The sequence below is a fragment of the Actinomadura sp. K4S16 genome, from assembly GCF_008327685.1.
Taxonomy (GTDB): Bacteria; Actinomycetota; Actinomycetes; order Streptosporangiales; family Streptosporangiaceae; genus Spirillospora.
Map to the genome: position 1 here is coordinate 479,323 of NZ_BDDE01000011.1, position 15,831 is coordinate 495,153.

Here is a 15,831-nt window from a genome sequence, read left to right on the forward strand (position 1 = left end):
GGTATGGATTCCACCACGCAAGCCACCGGGGTCCCCTGCGCCGCGGAGGCCGGCCCCGAGCCCCGGCGCGGCGCGATGCTCGCGATCCTGTGCGCCGGGATGTTCCTGGTGCTGCTGGACGTGACGATCGTCAACGTCGCGCTCCCCGGCATCGGCCGGGCGCTCGGCACCGGGCTGCCCGGGCTGCAGGGGGTCGTGGACGGGTACGCGGTCGCGATCGCCGGGCTGCTGCTGGGCGGCGGCGCCCTCGGCGACCGGATCGGGCACCGCCGGCTGACGCTCACCGGATTCGCGCTGTTCGGGCTGGCCTCGCTGGCCTGCGGGGCCGCGCCCGCCGCCGGCCCGCTCATCGCCGCACGCGTCGCGCAGGGAGCGGGCGCCGCGCTGCTGCTGCCCGGCAGCCTCGCCCTGATCACCGCGCTCTACTCGGGACGCGCCGAGCAGGCGCGCGCCCTCGGGGTGTGGGCGGGCATCTCGTCCACGGCGCTGCCGGCGGGGCCGCTGCTGGGCGGGCTGCTGGTCGACACGATCGGCTGGCGGTGGATCTTCCTGCTGAACGTGCCGATCACCGCGGCCGCGATCACCGGCGTCCTGGCGCTGGTCCGCGAGCCCGGGCGGCGGCGGGCGGCGGCCGCGCTGGACCGCGCCGGGATGGCGCTCGCACCGCTCACCCTGGGCGGACTGGTCTGGACGGTCATCGCCGCGGGCCACGGCCACCGGGACGGCGCCGCCGTCGCCGCCGTCCTCACCCTGGCCGCGGGAGCGGCGTTCGTCCTGGCCGAGCGGCGCGCGGCGGCGCCGATGGTGCCGGGCGGGCTGCTGCGGGCCCCGGCGTTCCTGGGCGCCGGCGGGATCGCGCTCATCATGAACCTGGTCACCAACGGGGTGCTGTTCGTGGCGACGCTGCGGCTGCAGCAGGCCGGGCACCGCTCCGCGCTGCTGGCCGGGGCGATGCTGCTGCCGATGGCCGCGCCGCTGGCGGTCCTGGCGCCGGTGAGCGGGCGCCTCACCGCCCGGTTCGGGACGCGGGTGCCGCTCGCCGCGGGCACCGCCGTCGCGGCGGCCGGGTGCCTGTCCCTTGTCGGCGCCGGCCCCGGCGGCGGCTACGCGGCGCTGCTCCCGGCGCTGCTCGGCATCGGGATCGGGGACGGCCTGGTCGTCACCGCCGTGGTCGCCGCCGCGATGCGCGCCGTCCCCCCGGAGCACGCCGGGCTGGCGGGCGGGTTCAACAACACCGCCCGGCAGGTCGGGACGGCGCTCGGCGTCGCGGTGTACGGGGCGGTCGCGGGGCCCGCGACCCATCCGGCGTTCGCCTCCGGCCTGCACGTCCTGGCCTGGGCGAGCGTGGCGCTGTGGCTGGCCGCGCTGGCCCTCACCCGCGTCGTCCCGGCCCGCTGACGGACCGAAAACCGGTTGGCAGGACCGGCCGCCCGGCCCTAGAACGGTCGGCATGCTTCGCAAGTACCCCCGGACCCGGCACATCGCGGGATCCCGGCTCCAACCGGGCGACCACGATCTGGCCGCCGTGCCGTTCGAGTCGATCGCCGGGCGGTACCTGGTGGTGGAGGAGAAGCTCGACGGCGCCAACGCCGGCATCAGCTTCACCTCCGCCGGCGAGCTGCGGTTGCAGAGCCGCGGCCACTACCTGACCGGCGGGCCGCGCGAGCGCCAGTTCGGGCCGCTGAAGGCGTGGGCGGCGTCGGTCCAGCACGTCCTGCGCGAGCGCCTGCGGGACCGCTACGTCCTGTACGGCGAGTGGCTGTACGCCAAGCACACCGTCTTCTACGACGCGCTCCCCCACTACTTCTGCGAGTTCGACGTCCTCGACCAGGAGGACGGGACGTTCCTGTCGACCGAGGCGCGCCGCGAGCTGCTCGCCGGGACGCCGGTGGTGTCGGTGCCCGTCCTGCACGAGGGCCCGCTGCCGGATCTGGCCGCGCTGACGAGCCTCACCGGCCCCTCCACCTGCCGCACCCCGCGGTGGCGGGACGCGCTGCGCGCGGCGGCCGAGGCCGGCGGCGCCGACCCCGACCGCGTCGCCGCGGAGACCGACGCCTCCGAGGAGATGGAGGGCCTGTACATCAAGGTGGAGGAGGACGGGAGGACCGTCGACCGCTACAAGTGGGTCCGGCCGAGCTTCCTGAACGCGATCCTCGACTCCGGCACCCACTGGCAGGACCGCCCCATCGTCGCCAACGGCCTGGCCGACCCGGAGGTGCTGTATGCAGGTGTTTGAGGAGCTCTGCCCGGCGCCGCCGCACTGGACCGTCCCGTGGGACCGGATCCGGGAGGCCTTCTCCTGGGTGCGCGACATGGCGGACGTCCCGCAGGACGCCGTCTACCACGGCGAAGGCGACGTCGAGACCCACACCCGGATGGCGTGCGAGGCGCTGGCTTCGCTGCCGCAGTGGCGCGCGCGCCCGCCGCAGGAGCGGGTCCGGCTGTTCACCGCCGTGTTGATGCACGACATCGCCAAGCCGCACTGCACCGCCCTCGACGACGACGGCCGCATCACCGCGCGCGGCCACTCCCGCCGCGGCGACCTCATGGTGCGGCGCATCCTGTGGGAGCTGGGCGCGCCGGTCGCCTGGCGCGAGCACGTCGCGGCGCTGATCCGCCACCACCAGGTCCCCTTCTGGGCGCTGGAGCGCCCCGACCTGCGGCAGATCGCGTTCCGCGTCAGCCTCCTGGCCCGCAACGACGACCTGGTGCTGCTGGCCTGCGCCGACATCCTCGGCCGGATCTGCCCCGACACCGAGGAGCTGCTGGACAACGTCGCCCTGTACGGGGAGTACTGCGCCGAGCAGGGCTGCCTGGACGGACCGCGCGCGTTCCCCTCAGACCACGCGCGGTTCTGGTACTTCCGCAAGCCCGACCGCGATCCCGCCTACGCCGCCTACGACGACACGCGCTGCACCGTGACCGTCCTGTCCGGGCTGCCGGGCGCCGGAAAAGACCACTGGATCGCCGCCCACCGCCCGGACGTGCCCGTCGTCAGCCTCGACCGGCTCCGCGCCGAGATGGGCGTCGACCCGGCCGGCGACCAGCGCGCCGTGGCGGCCGCCGCGCACGAGCTGGCCCGCGGGCACCTGCGCGCCGGGCGGTCGTTCGTGTGGAACGCCACCAACGTGTCCCGGCAGCAGCGCGAGCTGTGCACCGGCCTCATCGCCGGCTACCGGGGGCGGGTCGAGGTCGTCGCGCTGGAGGCGCCGCCGCGGGTGCTGCGGGACCGCAACCGGGCCCGCACCTCCCCCGTCCCGGACCCGGTCATCGACCGGCTCGTGCGCCGGTGGGAGACCCCCGATCCGACCGAGGCGCACCGCGTCGACTGGCTCACCACGGCGTGAGCCGCTGACCGGGCACGCCGGTCAGGCCCGGACCCCGCCCGCTCACCGCGTGTCGGGACGCGGCCACGTTTAGCCCATGCGCACAGGGAACGCCCATTTCCAGGGTTCGAACACGTGGAGGGGGCCTGGAGGCATGAGCATCGTGCGGCAGCAACACGACGGCGACGGCCAGGCCGGGACGATGGGCGCGCACCGGCAGGACATGGGACGCGCCCCGGAGTTCCGCGCCGAGCGCCACGAGGCGGGAACGGGCGAGCTGGTCCGGCAGGCCGCACAGCAGGTCTCGGATCTGATGCGGGCCGAGCTGCGCCTGGCCGTGGCCGAGCTGAAGGACAAGGGCCGGCACGCCGGCACCGGCGCCGGGCTGTTCGGCGGCGCCGCGCTTGTCGCGCTCTACGGCGTGGCCGTGCTGCTGGCGGCGGCGGTGGCCGCGATCGCGCTGGCGCTGCCGGTGTGGGCGGCCGCGCTGATCATCGGCGGTTTCCTGCTGGTGGTGGCGGGCGTGCTGGCGCTGATGGGCCGGGCGCAGGCGAGGCGGGCCACACCGGCCAAGCCCGAGCAGGCCATGAACGAGGCCAAGCAGGCCGTGGCCGAACTGAAGGAGAGGGCGACGCACCGATGACGATGCAGGGCAAGCACGGCGCCGCGGCAGGCACCGAGGAACTGCGTCAGGAGGTCGACCGGGCTCGGCACGAGCTCGGGGAGACGGTGGAGCAGCTCGCCGCCAAGGCCGACGTGAAGGCCATGGCGCGGGAGAAGGTCGAGCAGGCGCGCGACCGGGCCCGCGACGCCGCGGCGTCGGCGTGGGAGGCCGCGGGCTCGGAGAAGAACAAGGCCAGGGCGCGCCAGGGCGGCGTGATCGTGGTGTCGGCCGGGGCGCTCGCCCTCGGCGCGGTGTGGATGCGCCGCCGCCGCGGGTCGTCGCAGGCGCGGCTGGGACGCGGCCGGAAAACGTCGATGCTGATGAAGGCCCCGACGCGGAGGAAAAGCCCGGTGCGGATGAAGGCCCCGGTGCGGGTGCGGATGCGCGCCGGGCAGAAGCACGCCGTCATGGTGCGCCGGCACGGTCGGCGCTGAGTGGCCGGGAAGAAGGGAGTCATGCGCAGACGACCCGGCGCCCCCACCGATCTGCCCGCGCGGTCGTGGTGGGAGACGCTCAAGCGCACCCTCAAGGAGTTCCAGAACGACAACCTGGGCGACCTGGCCGCCGCGCTCACCTACTACTCCATCCTGTCGATCTTCCCGGCGATCCTGGTGGTGGTGTCGCTGGTGGGGCTGGCCGGGCAGTCGGCCACCGAGTCCCTCGTCCAGAACGTCGGGAGCCTGGCGCCGGGCGCCGTCCGCGACCTGCTCGTCAGCTCGATCAGGCAGCTCGAGGGCAACGCCGGAGGCGCGAGCATCGCGGCGGTGCTGGGCCTCGCGGCCGCGGTGTGGTCGTCGTCGGGCTACGTCGGGGCGTTCATGCGCGCCTCCAACGTCGTCTACGACATCCCCGAGGGGCGCCCGTTCTGGAAGACCGTGCCGCTCCGGATCGCGGTCACGCTGGTGACGCTGGTGCTGCTGTCGGGGTCGGTGATCGCGGTGGTGGTGTCCGGGCCGCTGGCGCGCAAGGTCGGGGACATGCTCGGCTTCGGCTCCCAGGCGGTGACCATCTGGGGCATCGTCAAGTGGCCGGTGCTGGTGGTGGTGGTCGGCTTCCTGATCTCGCTGCTGTACTGGGCGTCCCCCAACGCCAAGCGGGGCTTCCGCTGGGTCACGCCGGGGGGCGGGCTGGCGATCGTGCTGTGGCTGGCGGCGTCCGGGCTGTTCGCGCTGTACGTGGCGAACTTCGCCTCGTACAACAAGACCTACGGCAGCCTCGCCGCGATCATCATCTTCCTGGTGTGGCTCTGGATCACCAATCTGGCGATCCTGCTGGGCGCCGAGCTGGACGCCGAGCTCGAACGCAGCCGCGCGATCGCCGCCGGTCAGCAGCCCGAGGAGGAGCCGTACGTGGAGTTCCGCGACACCCGCGCCTTCGACGAGGAGGAGCGCCGCGAGACGGGCGTCGCGGACGACCGCGGCGGCGGAGCGTCGACCCCCCAGGCCCGGCGGAGGTAGCGGGGTCGCCGGGCGGCCCCGCCACCGGGGAATTACGGGTCGCACAAGACCTGACCCCCTGAATAGGATCTTTCGCATGCTCCAACCCGCCTATCCCATCGAGACCGAGCGGCTGACCCTGCGGCCGTTCCGCGAGACCGACCTGGAGGGTCTGTACGCCTACCAGTCCCTGCCCGAGGTGGCGCGCTTCCTGTACTGGGAACCCCGGTCCCTTGAGGAGTCGCGCTCCTTCCTGAAGCAGAAGATGAGCGCCTCCGTCGTGGAGAAGGAGGGCGACTGGCTGGTCCTGGCGGTGGAATGGCGCGAGACCGGCGAGCTGATCGGCGAGGTCAACCTCCAGTGGCGCAGCCGCGAGCACCGGCAGGGCGAGATCGGCTACATCTTCAACCCCGCCTACCACGGCAAGGGCTTCGCCACCGAGGCCGCCGAGGTGGTGCTGCGGCTGGGCTTCGAGGGGCTGGACCTGCACCGCGTCTGCGGGCGGCTGGACGGGCGCAACGCCGCGTCCGCCCGCGTCCTGGAGCGCCTCGGGATGCGCCGCGAGGCGCACCTGGTGCAGAACGAGATGGTCAAGGGCGAGTGGAGCGACGAGGTCATCTACGCGATGCTCCGCCAGGAGTGGGACGCCCGCTCCGGGTCCTGACGCGAGCGTGGTCGGGGCGGTGGCCGGGGTCCCGGTCACCGCCCCGCCTGCTCCTCCAGGCTGCGCGCCAGGTCGCGGACGTGGCCGCGCAGCTCCTCGGGCCGCCGGATGGCGAAGGGGAAGCCCAGGCCGGCCAGCATCTGCGCCATCCCGTCCAGCCGCTCGGCGCGCGTGGTCATCACCACTCCCCCCGGGGCCTCGGCCAGCGTCGCCGTCGTGGCGGGGATCCGGCGCCGCGCCTCGGCGAGGGTCGTCTCCAGCAGCACCTCGACCTCGTGGGCGTAGGGCACCCGGGCCAGCGACCGGGTGACGTGCTGGACCGGGTCGACGTCGCCGGGGGGCTCGAAGCGGGCGCTGCCGGGCTCGGCGGCGGCGACGCGGTCGACGCGGAACGTGCGGATCTCCCCGCTGCGGTGGTCGTGGCCCGTGACGTACCAGCGTCCCGAGTGGAAGACGAGGCCGTAGGGGTCCAGGTCGCGCTCGGTCTCGGCGCCCTGCCAGGACCGGTAGCGCAGACGGACGCGGCGCCGCTCCCTCGCCGCCGCCGCGAGGGTCAGCACGGCGCCGGTGTCGGGCGCGGCGGAGTCCCGGGCGGCGAGGGTGAACCCGAGCGTCTCGCGCAGCGCCTGGACGCGGTCGCGCAGGGCGGCGGGCAGGACGCGCTGCACCTTGGCCAGCGCGCTCTCGGTCGCCTGCCCGGGCAGCCCCACCCGCCGGCCGGCCAGCAGCCCCAGCACCACGGCGGCGGCCTCGTCGTCGGTGAGCATGAGCGGCGGCAGCTTGTAGCCGGGCATGAGCCGGTAGCCGCCGTACCGGCCGCGCTCGGCGACGACGGGGACGCCCAGGTCCTCCAGCCGGGAGGCGTAGCGGCGGACGGTCCGCTCGTCCACGCCGAGCCGCCGCGCCAGCTCCGGGCCGCCCATGCGGGGGTTGGCCTGGAGCAGTTCGAGCATGGCCAGTACGCGGGTCGTCGGATGGGACGACGCAGATTGTGACACGGGTCACTCGCTTAATCCGGGCGGGTTCTGTCCTGTATCGACCCTAGCGTGGGGTCACACCCACCGAGAGAGGACGGCCCACCATGGCAGACGGCAAGACGGCGACCGGCAAGACAGGGACCGGCAAGGCGACGTTCGTACTGGTCCCCGGGTACTGGCTCGGCGCGTGGGCGTGGGACGAGGTGGCGGCCGACCTGCGGGCCGCGGGCCACGAGGTGCACGCGGTGACGCCGGCCGGGCAGGCCGAGCGGGCCGCCGAGACCCCGCCCGGCGCCGACGTCGAGGCCCAGATCGCCGACCTGCTGCGTCTCGTCGAGGGCCGCGACCTGACGGGGGTCGTGCTCGTCGCGCACAGCGGCGCGAACATGGCCGTCACCGGCGCCGCCGACCGGGCGCCCGAGCGGATCGCCCGGGTCGTCTACGTCGACAGCGGCCCGATGCCGTCCGGGCTGGCCGGCATCGACTTCCGCGACCCCGCCTCGCGCGCGGAGCTGGAGAAGGCCGTCGCCGAGCACGGCGACGGCTGGCGGATCCCGGTGCCGGCGTTCGACCCGCAGGACGACCCGGTCAACCTCGCCGGCCTGAGCGGCGAGGCGCTGGCCGCCATGCGCGAGCGCGGCACGCCGCAGCCGTTCGGCACCGCGACGCAGGCGCTCACCCGGCCCGACCCGCTGCCGGCCGTTCCCCGCACGCTCATCGCGACCACGATCCCGCTGGCCGCGGTGAGGGAGATGGGCGAGAGCGGGCACCCGGTCTTCTCGATGATGACCGGGCCCGGCTGGACCTACCACGAGCTGCCGACCGGGCACTGGCCGATGTTCTCCAGGCCCCGCGATCTCGCCGCGCTGCTGGCCGGGACCGCCTCCGGCGGCGCCTGAAGGACTCACTTCTCCACAGCCACTCGAAGAAATCTTGTAACCCGGCCATGTAGATCATTTCGGCGGAGGCGAGGACACTCTGCGGAAGTCGCGCGGCCACGGGGGTCGGGCCTATCGGCGAGGTGAGCCTTGCACACGACACCGACCGTCCGCCGCCGACCGCACCGGGTGACCTGGCGGCGCTCGCTGGCGTCCGGGGCGATCACGGCCGTCCTGGCGGCCGGCCTCGGCGCGGTCGGCACCGGCCCGGCGCAGGCGCTCGCGGGACCGGCCAGGGCGGACGACGGGGCCCGCATCACCGCGGAGAAGAAGATCGCCTCGCACGAGGTCGACATCGCCATCGCCTCGCCGGCCCTGGGCAAGACGGTCAAGACCCGCATCCTGCTGCCGAAGAACTGGACGCGGAACGCGACCGCGACGTGGCCGGTGCTGTACGCCTACCACGGCGGCCAGGACGACTACACCTCCTGGACGCGCAACACCGACATCGAGGCGTGGGCGGCCAAGTACAACGTCATCGTCGTCATGCCGGAGGGCGACAACGGCTCCTACACCGACTGGTACAACTACGGCAAGGGCGGGACTCCCAAGTGGGAGACCTTCCACACCGCCGAGGTCCGCCAGCTGATGGAGCGCAACTACCACGCGGGGGCGGTGCGCGCGGCGATCGGCAACTCCTCCGGCGGCGCGGGCGCGATGTCCTACGCCGCCCGGCACCCGGGGATGTTCAAGTACGCGGCGTCGCTGAGCGGGATCCTGTCGATGCGCTCGATCGGGATCCCGGCGCTGCTGATGTTCACCAACGCGGGCAACGGGCAGGACCCGTTCGCGATCTGGGGCGTCCCGTGGTCCGACGACGCCAACTGGGCCGCGCACGACCCGTACTCGCTGGCCCCCAAGCTGCGCGGCACCGGCCTGTTCTTCTCCGCCGGCACCACCGGGCGGCCCGGCCCCGGCGACCCCGACGTGGCGCCGTGGGACATCGGCCTGCTCAGCGAGATCGCCGTCGGCGCGAACAACAAGGACTTCCAGCGGCGACTGGACGAGCTGAAGATCCCCTACACCGCGCACATCTACGGCGACGGCCGGCACAACTGGCCGGCGTGGGTGCGCGAGGCGAGCGGGGTGTGGCCGACGCTGATGAAGTCGATCGGCGCGCGGAGGGCGTGACGCGCGGGACCGGTCCCTGAGCGGAACCCGGCCCGGTTCCGGTGCGGCGGCGGCTGCCGTGCCGGGACCGGGCCGCCGCGTGTGCGGCCCGGTCCGGCGGGTCAGTAGCCCAGGCCGTGCCCGAACGGGTACAGGACGGTGCCCGGCTGGTCGCGGGCGGGGATCGCGACGGGCAGCCGCCCCCGCGGGTCCAGCTCTCCGAACAGGACCTTGGCGGCCGACCGCAGCGCTTCGGCGGTGTAGGAGTAGGTGGCCACGTAGGTGGTCGCCTCGGGGAACCAGGCGATGTCGTAGGGGTCGCGGACGGCGATGACGACGACGGGTTTGCCGGTGGCGACGAGCGCCTTGACGAGGTTCATCTGCCCGGGCCCGTTGTGGTTGGGCTCCTCCTTGATGTCCCAGGCGCGATTGGTGACGGCGACGACGAGGTCCTGGTCCCGTGCGGCGGCCACCGCCTCGTCGATCTGGGCCTGGCCGGGGCTGATGCCGGTCTGCCTGATCGTGGTGACGGCGCCGCGCCGGGCGATCTCGGTGCCCAGGGTCGCGGTGGTGGACACGCCCCATCCGGTGACCAGGACCTTGCGCGCGCCGGGGCGCAGCGGCAGGATCCCGGCGCCGTTCTTGACCAGGGTGGTGGTGCGGTCGGCGGCGCGCTGGGCGGCGGCCAGGTGCGCGGGCGTCCCGACGACCTGGTCGATCTTCGACTCGTCGGCGTAGGGGTCGCGGAACAGGCCGCGCCGCTGCTTGAGCTCCAGGATCCGGTAGACGGACTCGTCGATGCGCTTCTCGGTCAGCTCGCCGGACTTCACGGCGTTGACGACGGCCGTGAGCTGGCGGGGGAACACGCCGTTGCCCTGGGCGTCCGCGGGCGGCTTCAGCAGGACGTCCACGCCGGCCTTGAGGGCGAGGACGGGGATGTTCTCGTCGCCGTACTTGTCGCGGACGCCCTGCATGTCGAGGGCGTCGGTGACGACGACGCCCCGGTAGTGGAGCCGGTCGCGCAGGATGCCGGTGAGGATGGGCCGCGACAGGGTGGCGGGGTCGCCGGACGGGTCCAGCGACGGCACGACGATGTGCGCGGTCATGATGGAGTCGACGCCGTGCCTGATCGCGGCGCGGAACGGGGGCAGGTCGAGCCGCTCCCATTCGGCGCGGGTGTGGTCGATGCGCGGGACCCCGGTGTGGCTGTCGGTGGTGGTGTCGCCGTGCCCGGGGAAGTGCTTGGCGGTCGGGGTCACTCCCCCGTCCCGGTACCCGCCGATCTGCGCGGTCACCATGTCCGACACCAGCCGCGGGTCGGACCCGAAGGAGCGGACGCCGATGACGGGGTTGGCCGGGTTGACGTTGACGTCGGCGTCGGGCGCGTAGTCCTGGTTGACGCCGATGGCGCGCAGCTCGGTCCCGGTGATGCGGGCGAGCGCGCGGGCGTCGCCGGTGCGGCGCCCGGCGGCCAGGGCCATGCTGCCCGGCGACTGCGTCGCGGGCGGCTGGACGCGGGCGACGATGCCGCCCTCCTGGTCGATGGCGATCGTGGCGGGGACGCGCAGCGGCTGGGCCGCGGCGGCGCGCTGGATGCCGTTGGAGAACGCGGCGAGCTGCTTCGGGTCGGCGACGTTGTCGCCGTAGTAGATGAAGCCGCCGGGGTGGTAGCGGGCGACGACCTGCGCGGCGTTGTCGACCCCGTACAGCCTGCGGTTGGCGGCGACGTCGGCCGGCTCGGCGGTGGTCGCGCTCTTGCCGTAGATCTGCAGGACGAACAGCTGCGCGGCCTTGTCCTGCAGAGACATCGACCGCAGGATCCGCATCAGCCGGGGGTCCTTGCCGGCGTCCGGCGCGGTCTGCGCGGACGCGTCCACGCCGCTGAGGCCGGTCACCGCGAGCGCTCCCGCCGCGAGGCCGGCGAGCCACCGGCGGCGGCGCGTTCGAGGACGGTGCATGACGGCCCCCTCCCTCCCCCGAGCTGCCTGATGATCAAGGTTCTTCCGGCACGTTAACCGCGGCGGACGGCGCCCGTCCACGGCAATGGTCGACGATCCGGCCCGGAACCGTCCCCGATCCGGCAAAGCCCCGGCGCGGCGGCGTCAGCGGCGCAGCCACCGCCACCAGCGGCCCGGGGGCACGTCGGGCTTGGTCAGCGGGTGCTCCTCCACCTCGTAGCGGCGCACGTAGGCGCCGGCGAACGCCTGGAGGCTGGCGCCGAGCGGGATCGCCAGCAGCACCCCGATGGGCCCGGCGACGGCGGCGCCGGCCAGGATCAGCCCGAACGCGACCGCGGGGTGCATGTCCAGGGTCCGCGCGGTGATGCGCGGTTGCAGCAGGTAGTTCTCGAACTGCTGGTAGGCGACGATGAACAGCAGGATCCACAGCGCCGTGCTCGGCGACTTGGTCAGCGCGATGAGCACGGGCACGGCTCCGGCGAGGTAGGTGCCGACGGCCGGGATGAACTGCGACACCACCCCCACCCACAGTGCCAGGGCGGCCGCGTACGGGACGCCGAGCAAGGCCATGGCGGCGAAGTGGGCGATGCCGGAGATGAGGGCGAGCAGTCCTCGCGAGTAGATGTAGCCGCCGGTCTTGTCGACGGCGATCTCCCAGGCGCGCAGGACCTCGCGCTGGCGTCGCGGCGGCAGCAGGGAGCAGACCGTACGGCGGAACCTGGGGCCCTCGGCGGACAGGTAGAAGGTGAACAGCAGGACGCCGAGGGCGTTGAAGACCACACCGAAGGCGGTGGTGCCGAAGCCCCACACGTTCGCGGCGAGGCTCGACAGGTGCCGTGACAGGGTGTCGGTGATGGTGGGGAGCCGCTGGAAGATCGTCCGCTGGGACAGGTGCGTCCCGAACGTGGAGTTCACCCATCCGACGAACTGGCGGACGTAGCCGGGGAACCCGCCGATCAGGTTGGTGGCCTGGGCGGCCAGCAGCGAACCGATGCCGCCGAGGAACGCGGCCATGAGCAGTCCCACGACCACGAACATCGCCGCTGTCGCCGCGCCGCGCCGCCATCCGCGCGCGGCCAGCCAGTTCACCGCCGGCTCGATCGCGAAGGCCAGGAACAGCGAGATCAGCAGGAGCAGCAGCAGGTCGCGCAGCCGCTCCAGCAGCCAGACGCCCGCCAGGAACGCCAGCACGCTCGCGCCCGCGAGCGCGAACGCCCTGGGCAGCCACGGGGGCATCCGCTGCGCACGCTCGGGGGCCCGCTCGGCGGCGGGGGCCTCGGGCGGGACGTCGGCGGGACCCTCGGCGGGTTCGTCGACAGGACCCTCGGCGGGTTCGTCGGCGGGTGAGTCGCCGGGCGTGTCGCCGGGGGTCGGGCCGGGCGGCTGCGGCATTCCCGCACGTTAACGGCGTCCGGCCCGGCATTCCGGGCGTCCCGCACCGCCGCAGGGGCAAGCTTTGCCGGGATTTCAGCCCCCGCCGCGGCCGCCGCCGCGGCCGCCGCCGGCCGGTCAGCCCTCGGTCGCGGCGGTCAGTTCGGCGAGCAGTTCGCTGGCGTGGACCGCGTCGAGCCCGCCGGTCACGTGGACGCCGCCGATCGTGACGATCTCGGCGGGGTCGCGGTCGCCGATCGCGACGCCCGACCCGAAGCCGAGGCCGACGGCGGCGCCGCCGGGGAGCCGGCGCGACATGCCGGAGACGATGCCGGCGTCGGCGGGCGCATCGTGCTCCCAGCCGTCGCGTTCCAGGCGCAGCAACCGCCCGAGCGGGACCTGCGCGCCCTCGAAGCGGGCGAGGACGCCGGTCCGGCGCTCCTCGTCGGTGAGGGCGTGGACGGGCCGGTCCAGCTGCGGGAACGGCTGGGCGATCTCGTAGTCGGCGAACACCCGGGCCCAGGCGGCCAGGTCCTCCTCGGTGAGGTCGAGGCGGTGCGCGACCCGGACCCGGACCGCGCCGTCCAGGACGAGGGCGTCGTCGGCGAGGTCGGCGAAGGTGCCGTCTTCGGCGACCCGGAAGGTCGTGCCGTCGCCGGTGACCCACACCAGCCGCCGCACGATGTGGCGCAGCAGGGGGTGGCCGGCGAGGACCCGCTGGAAGTCGGTCAGGGGCCAGGAGCGCCGCCGGACCATAGCGGTCTCCAGCCTGCGCACCTGGCCGGCGGCCACGGCGCGGGCGTCCTTGCGCAACGCCGCGAACCGCTTGTGGGCGGCGGGGGCCAGGTCGGGGTCGTCCTTGGCGCCCGGTTTTGGCAGCGCCTTGCGCGGCCTGCCGGACTCGTCCCGGACGCAAGGGGCGAGCCGCTCGTCGAAGCCGACGGTGAAGCGGCGGGGGCCGTAGTCCAGGACGAGGGTGCCGGCGGCGTCGAGGCCGAGGTCGGGCACGAGGCGGTCGGCGAGTTCGTCCTCGGTGAGCCCGAGCCCTTCGGCGATCTGGTCGATCTTGCGGCGGGCCAGGTCCTTGAGGGTCTTGAACCGCAGCTTCTGGGAGATGCCGTGCAGGTGCATGAGCGCGACGTCGGTGCCGATCTCGGCGAGGACGTCCAGGCCCGCGGCGGCGTTCTTGTGGCGGCTCTGGCCGGGCCACGCCCGGATCAGCGGGGTGAGGCGGCGGGCGGCCTCGTCGCCGCCGAGCAGGCCGAGCTGGGTGAGGGCCCAGCCGTCCCTGGCCGGGTGCCCGGCCGCCTCCCACCGTTCGAACACCGCCCAGGAGAACGCGGCGAGCGCCCCGGGGTCGCAGGCCCGCCTGACGTCGGAGAGGTCGGGTCGGGCGCCGCCGGGGCGCTCCAGCGCGAGCGTCAGCAGCAGGTCGCGCGTCGCGGCGGGCGGCAGGGCCCGGTCGCGTCCGGTCGTGAGGATCTGCGGCAGCAGCGCCGGGTCGGCCCAGTCGCCGATCGCCGGCGCGCGGACCGGGACCAGGTCGAGCGGGTCGAGGGCCGTCAGGTCGGCGATCGCGGCCGCGGCGGCGTCGCCGTGGACGCGGGCGGCCTCGACGACCGCCTCCGCGCCCTCGCGCCCGGCGATGTGCAGCAGCGCGGCCTCCGCGGCGAGGCGCTCCCGCCCGGCCGGGCCGAGAGCCGCCGGGAGGAGCAGCCGGGCGGCGGCGATCCCGTGGCGGGCGAACCACGCGTGCGCGATGGACCGCGCCGACTTCAGCCGCAGCGACCAGTCGGCCATGAGCGCCGCGACGCGCCGGGTGAGGAACGGCAGCAGCACCTCGCCGTCGGAGGCCGGCGACTTCGACGCGGCCCTGGCCAGCAGCGCGGCGGCGTCGAGCTCGAAGCGGGCCGCCAGTTCCTTCTGGGCCCAGGTGAGGGGGACGTCTCCGGCTGCCCACTCGACGAACAGCGGCCGGACCATGTCCTCGGGGCCCTGAGTGAACAGCTGCAGCGTCTCCCAAGGGGACAGCCGCCCGGCCTTGTGGTCCTGGACCTTGCCTAGCCAGCCGTCCCCGTCCCACCACCGGGCGGACGGGTCGGGGTACCAGGCCTCGCGCTCGCCGGGCGCCCAGCGGACGGCGTCGGCGTCCGGGGGCACCAGGCCGTCGATCACCACGGCTCGGCGTTCCCGGCGGCGGCGTCTCCAGGGCGGGTTCGCCAGCGACGCGGGCACCTCCCGCGCCGGGGCGTCGGGCACGCGGGCCCGGCCCGCCTTCCCCCCGCCCGGTTCGGGGCGGGTGAGCAGATGCTCCTCCAGCAGTTCGGCGGCGACCCCTGCGGCCTTGCCGGCGCCGGCCGCCGCGTCCGCGAGCAGCCGCGCGGCCCGCGCGGGGAACCGCTTCATCGCCGCGGCCAGCGCGGGCCTGACGCGCTCCCGGTCGGCGCGGTCCACCAGGGCCCGGAACGCCTCGTCGGTCGGCAGGACCGCCAGCGCCTCGGCGGCGTTCTTGCGGGCCTTGGCGCCGTCGGCGGTGTCGTAGGCGTGGACCAGCAGCGGCGCGAGCGGCGCGCCGACCCCGTCCACGGCGGTGGCCACCAGATCGGCGTTCGCCGCCTGCCACCCCAGGACGCCCAGGCGCGGCAGCTGCGCCGGGGCGGTGACGGAGCACCACAGCATCCAGGAGTACATGTACTCCTGCGGCCCGCCGAGTTCGTCCAGCGATTCCTCGACCCAGTCCTGGCGCGTCGGCGCGAGGTATGCGGCGACGAGGCGGAGCAGGACGGTGCCGCGGTACTCCTCCAGCCGCGCGACGGCCCGCTCGTACTCGGCGTCGTAGGCCGCGGCGAGGACGGCCCGCATCCGGATAAGCGCGGACCGCGTCCCCCACCAGTGGCCGTGCTTCGCGTCCGGGTCCCGCAGCCGGACCCACGACTCGGTCCGGTCGCCCTGGTCGGTCCACCGCCACGTGGGCTCGGCCTTGCTGATGCCCGCGACCACGGCGGCGGCGAACGCGGGGCCGCGGTCGGCGCACCACGCGTCCACGAGGCGGCTGTGCGGGTCGTCCCGCCAGTCCTCCTGGCGGACGGCGAGCTGCCCGACGACCGCCGCGCCGATCGGGTCGTCCTCCCCGCCGAGGTGGCGGCGGGCCGCCGCGACCAGGCCGGGGTCGCTGCGCGGGTGGGCGAGCGCGTCCTCGACACCGGCCGACCGCGCACGGACCTTCTCGGCGAGCGCGTCGCCCGCCGCCGGATCGAGCTTGAGCGCGACCCCGGGCGTGCCGCCCCGCCGCGGATGCAGCCGGCGCCGCCACGCCGCCGGAACGACCAGGGTCTCCTCGTCGGTCTCCTCGTCCATGGCGCCTCACCGTAGGCCCCGGCTCTGACA

General features: G+C 74.7%; 13 protein-coding genes. 9 read left to right on the forward strand and 4 right to left on the reverse strand.

All coding sequences use genetic code 11. The features are described from left to right. Nucleotides 1-3 precede the first annotated feature (3 nt). From K4S16_RS09445 to K4S16_RS09475, 7 genes are all read left to right on the forward strand, one after another. A complete protein-coding gene (locus K4S16_RS09445) occupies nt 4-1,398 on the forward strand; it encodes an MFS transporter (RefSeq protein ID WP_235036675.1) in 1,395 nt (464 codons plus the stop codon). Between the two features lie 52 nt (nt 1,399-1,450). After that, on the forward strand, nt 1,451-2,236 hold the full coding sequence (locus K4S16_RS09450; protein ID WP_149258466.1) for an RNA ligase family protein: 786 nt from the start codon (nt 1,451-1,453) through the stop codon (nt 2,234-2,236). Next, nucleotides 2,223-3,347 (forward strand): AAA family ATPase, encoded by a 1,125-nt coding sequence (locus tag K4S16_RS09455; RefSeq protein WP_149258467.1) that lies wholly within the window; start codon nt 2,223-2,225, stop codon nt 3,345-3,347. Before K4S16_RS09450 ends, K4S16_RS09455 begins: the two co-directional genes overlap by 14 nt. A 133-nt stretch (nt 3,348-3,480) precedes the next feature. Further along, nucleotides 3,481-3,969 (forward strand): phage holin family protein, encoded by a 489-nt coding sequence (locus K4S16_RS09460; RefSeq protein ID WP_235036676.1) that lies wholly within the window; start codon nt 3,481-3,483, stop codon nt 3,967-3,969. Next, nucleotides 3,966-4,424, forward strand: a complete 459-nt coding sequence (locus K4S16_RS09465; protein ID WP_149258468.1) for a DUF3618 domain-containing protein — start codon at nt 3,966-3,968, stop codon at nt 4,422-4,424. The genes K4S16_RS09460 and K4S16_RS09465 overlap by 4 nt, the downstream gene beginning before the upstream one ends. A 21-nt stretch (nt 4,425-4,445) precedes the next feature. Further along, nucleotides 4,446-5,447 carry a YihY/virulence factor BrkB family protein gene (locus tag K4S16_RS09470; protein WP_149258469.1) on the forward strand — a complete coding sequence of 334 codons (1,002 nt, stop codon included), beginning with the start codon at nt 4,446-4,448 and terminating at the stop codon, nt 5,445-5,447. A 76-nt stretch (nt 5,448-5,523) separates the two neighbouring features. Beyond that, nucleotides 5,524-6,090, forward strand: a complete 567-nt coding sequence (locus K4S16_RS09475; protein WP_149258470.1) for a GNAT family N-acetyltransferase — start codon at nt 5,524-5,526, stop codon at nt 6,088-6,090. A 35-nt stretch (nt 6,091-6,125) separates the two neighbouring features. On the opposite strand, the gene K4S16_RS09480 is transcribed toward K4S16_RS09475, so the two are convergent. Then, complete coding sequence (locus tag K4S16_RS09480; protein WP_235036677.1) at nt 6,126-7,088, reverse strand: YafY family protein; 963 nt, start codon at nt 7,086-7,088, stop codon at nt 6,126-6,128. 83 nt (nt 7,089-7,171) lie between these two features. On the opposite strand from K4S16_RS09480, the gene K4S16_RS09485 reads away from it, so the two are divergent. Then, a complete protein-coding gene (locus K4S16_RS09485) occupies nt 7,172-7,966 on the forward strand; it encodes an alpha/beta fold hydrolase (protein ID WP_149258471.1) in 795 nt (264 codons plus the stop codon). A 129-nt stretch (nt 7,967-8,095) separates the two neighbouring features. Further along, a complete protein-coding gene (locus K4S16_RS09490) occupies nt 8,096-9,136 on the forward strand; it encodes an alpha/beta hydrolase family protein (protein WP_200841769.1) in 1,041 nt (346 codons plus the stop codon). Nucleotides 9,137-9,237: 101 nt separating this feature from the next. Here K4S16_RS09490 and K4S16_RS09495 read toward each other — a convergent pair whose 3' ends face one another. From K4S16_RS09495 to K4S16_RS09505, 3 genes are all read right to left on the reverse strand, one after another. After that, a complete protein-coding gene (locus K4S16_RS09495) occupies nt 9,238-11,073 on the reverse strand; it encodes a glycoside hydrolase family 3 protein (RefSeq protein WP_149258472.1) in 1,836 nt (611 codons plus the stop codon). Between the two features lie 144 nt (nt 11,074-11,217). Further along, nucleotides 11,218-12,465 carry an AI-2E family transporter gene (locus K4S16_RS09500; RefSeq protein ID WP_235036678.1) on the reverse strand — a complete coding sequence of 416 codons (1,248 nt, stop codon included), beginning with the start codon at nt 12,463-12,465 and terminating at the stop codon, nt 11,218-11,220. 117 nt (nt 12,466-12,582) lie between these two features. Continuing rightward, the gene (locus K4S16_RS09505) at nt 12,583-15,801 is read right to left on the reverse strand and encodes a DUF4132 domain-containing protein (RefSeq protein WP_149258473.1); all 3,219 of its coding nucleotides are present in this window, start codon (nt 15,799-15,801) and stop codon (nt 12,583-12,585) included. Nucleotides 15,802-15,831: the final 30 nt, after the last annotated feature.

Excerpts from the sequence above, each read along its gene's own strand:
- K4S16_RS09445 (WP_235036675.1), top strand. The coding sequence starts at position 4 with ATGGATTCCACCACGCAAGCCACCGGGGTCCCCTGCGCCGCGGAGGCC.
- K4S16_RS09450 (WP_149258466.1), top strand. The coding sequence starts at position 1,451 with ATGCTTCGCAAGTACCCCCGGACCCGGCACATCGCGGGATCCCGGCTC.
- K4S16_RS09455 (WP_149258467.1), top strand. The coding sequence starts at position 2,223 with ATGCAGGTGTTTGAGGAGCTCTGCCCGGCGCCGCCGCACTGGACCGTC.
- K4S16_RS09460 (WP_235036676.1), top strand. The coding sequence starts at position 3,481 with ATGAGCATCGTGCGGCAGCAACACGACGGCGACGGCCAGGCCGGGACG.
- K4S16_RS09465 (WP_149258468.1), top strand. The coding sequence starts at position 3,966 with ATGACGATGCAGGGCAAGCACGGCGCCGCGGCAGGCACCGAGGAACTG.
- K4S16_RS09470 (WP_149258469.1), top strand. The coding sequence starts at position 4,446 with ATGCGCAGACGACCCGGCGCCCCCACCGATCTGCCCGCGCGGTCGTGG.
- K4S16_RS09475 (WP_149258470.1), top strand. The coding sequence starts at position 5,524 with ATGCTCCAACCCGCCTATCCCATCGAGACCGAGCGGCTGACCCTGCGG.
- K4S16_RS09485 (WP_149258471.1), top strand. The coding sequence starts at position 7,172 with ATGGCAGACGGCAAGACGGCGACCGGCAAGACAGGGACCGGCAAGGCG.
- K4S16_RS09495 (WP_149258472.1), bottom strand. The coding sequence starts at position 11,073 with ATGCACCGTCCTCGAACGCGCCGCCGCCGGTGGCTCGCCGGCCTCGCG.
- K4S16_RS09500 (WP_235036678.1), bottom strand. The coding sequence starts at position 12,465 with ATGCCGCAGCCGCCCGGCCCGACCCCCGGCGACACGCCCGGCGACTCA.
- K4S16_RS09505 (WP_149258473.1), bottom strand. The coding sequence starts at position 15,801 with ATGGACGAGGAGACCGACGAGGAGACCCTGGTCGTTCCGGCGGCGTGG.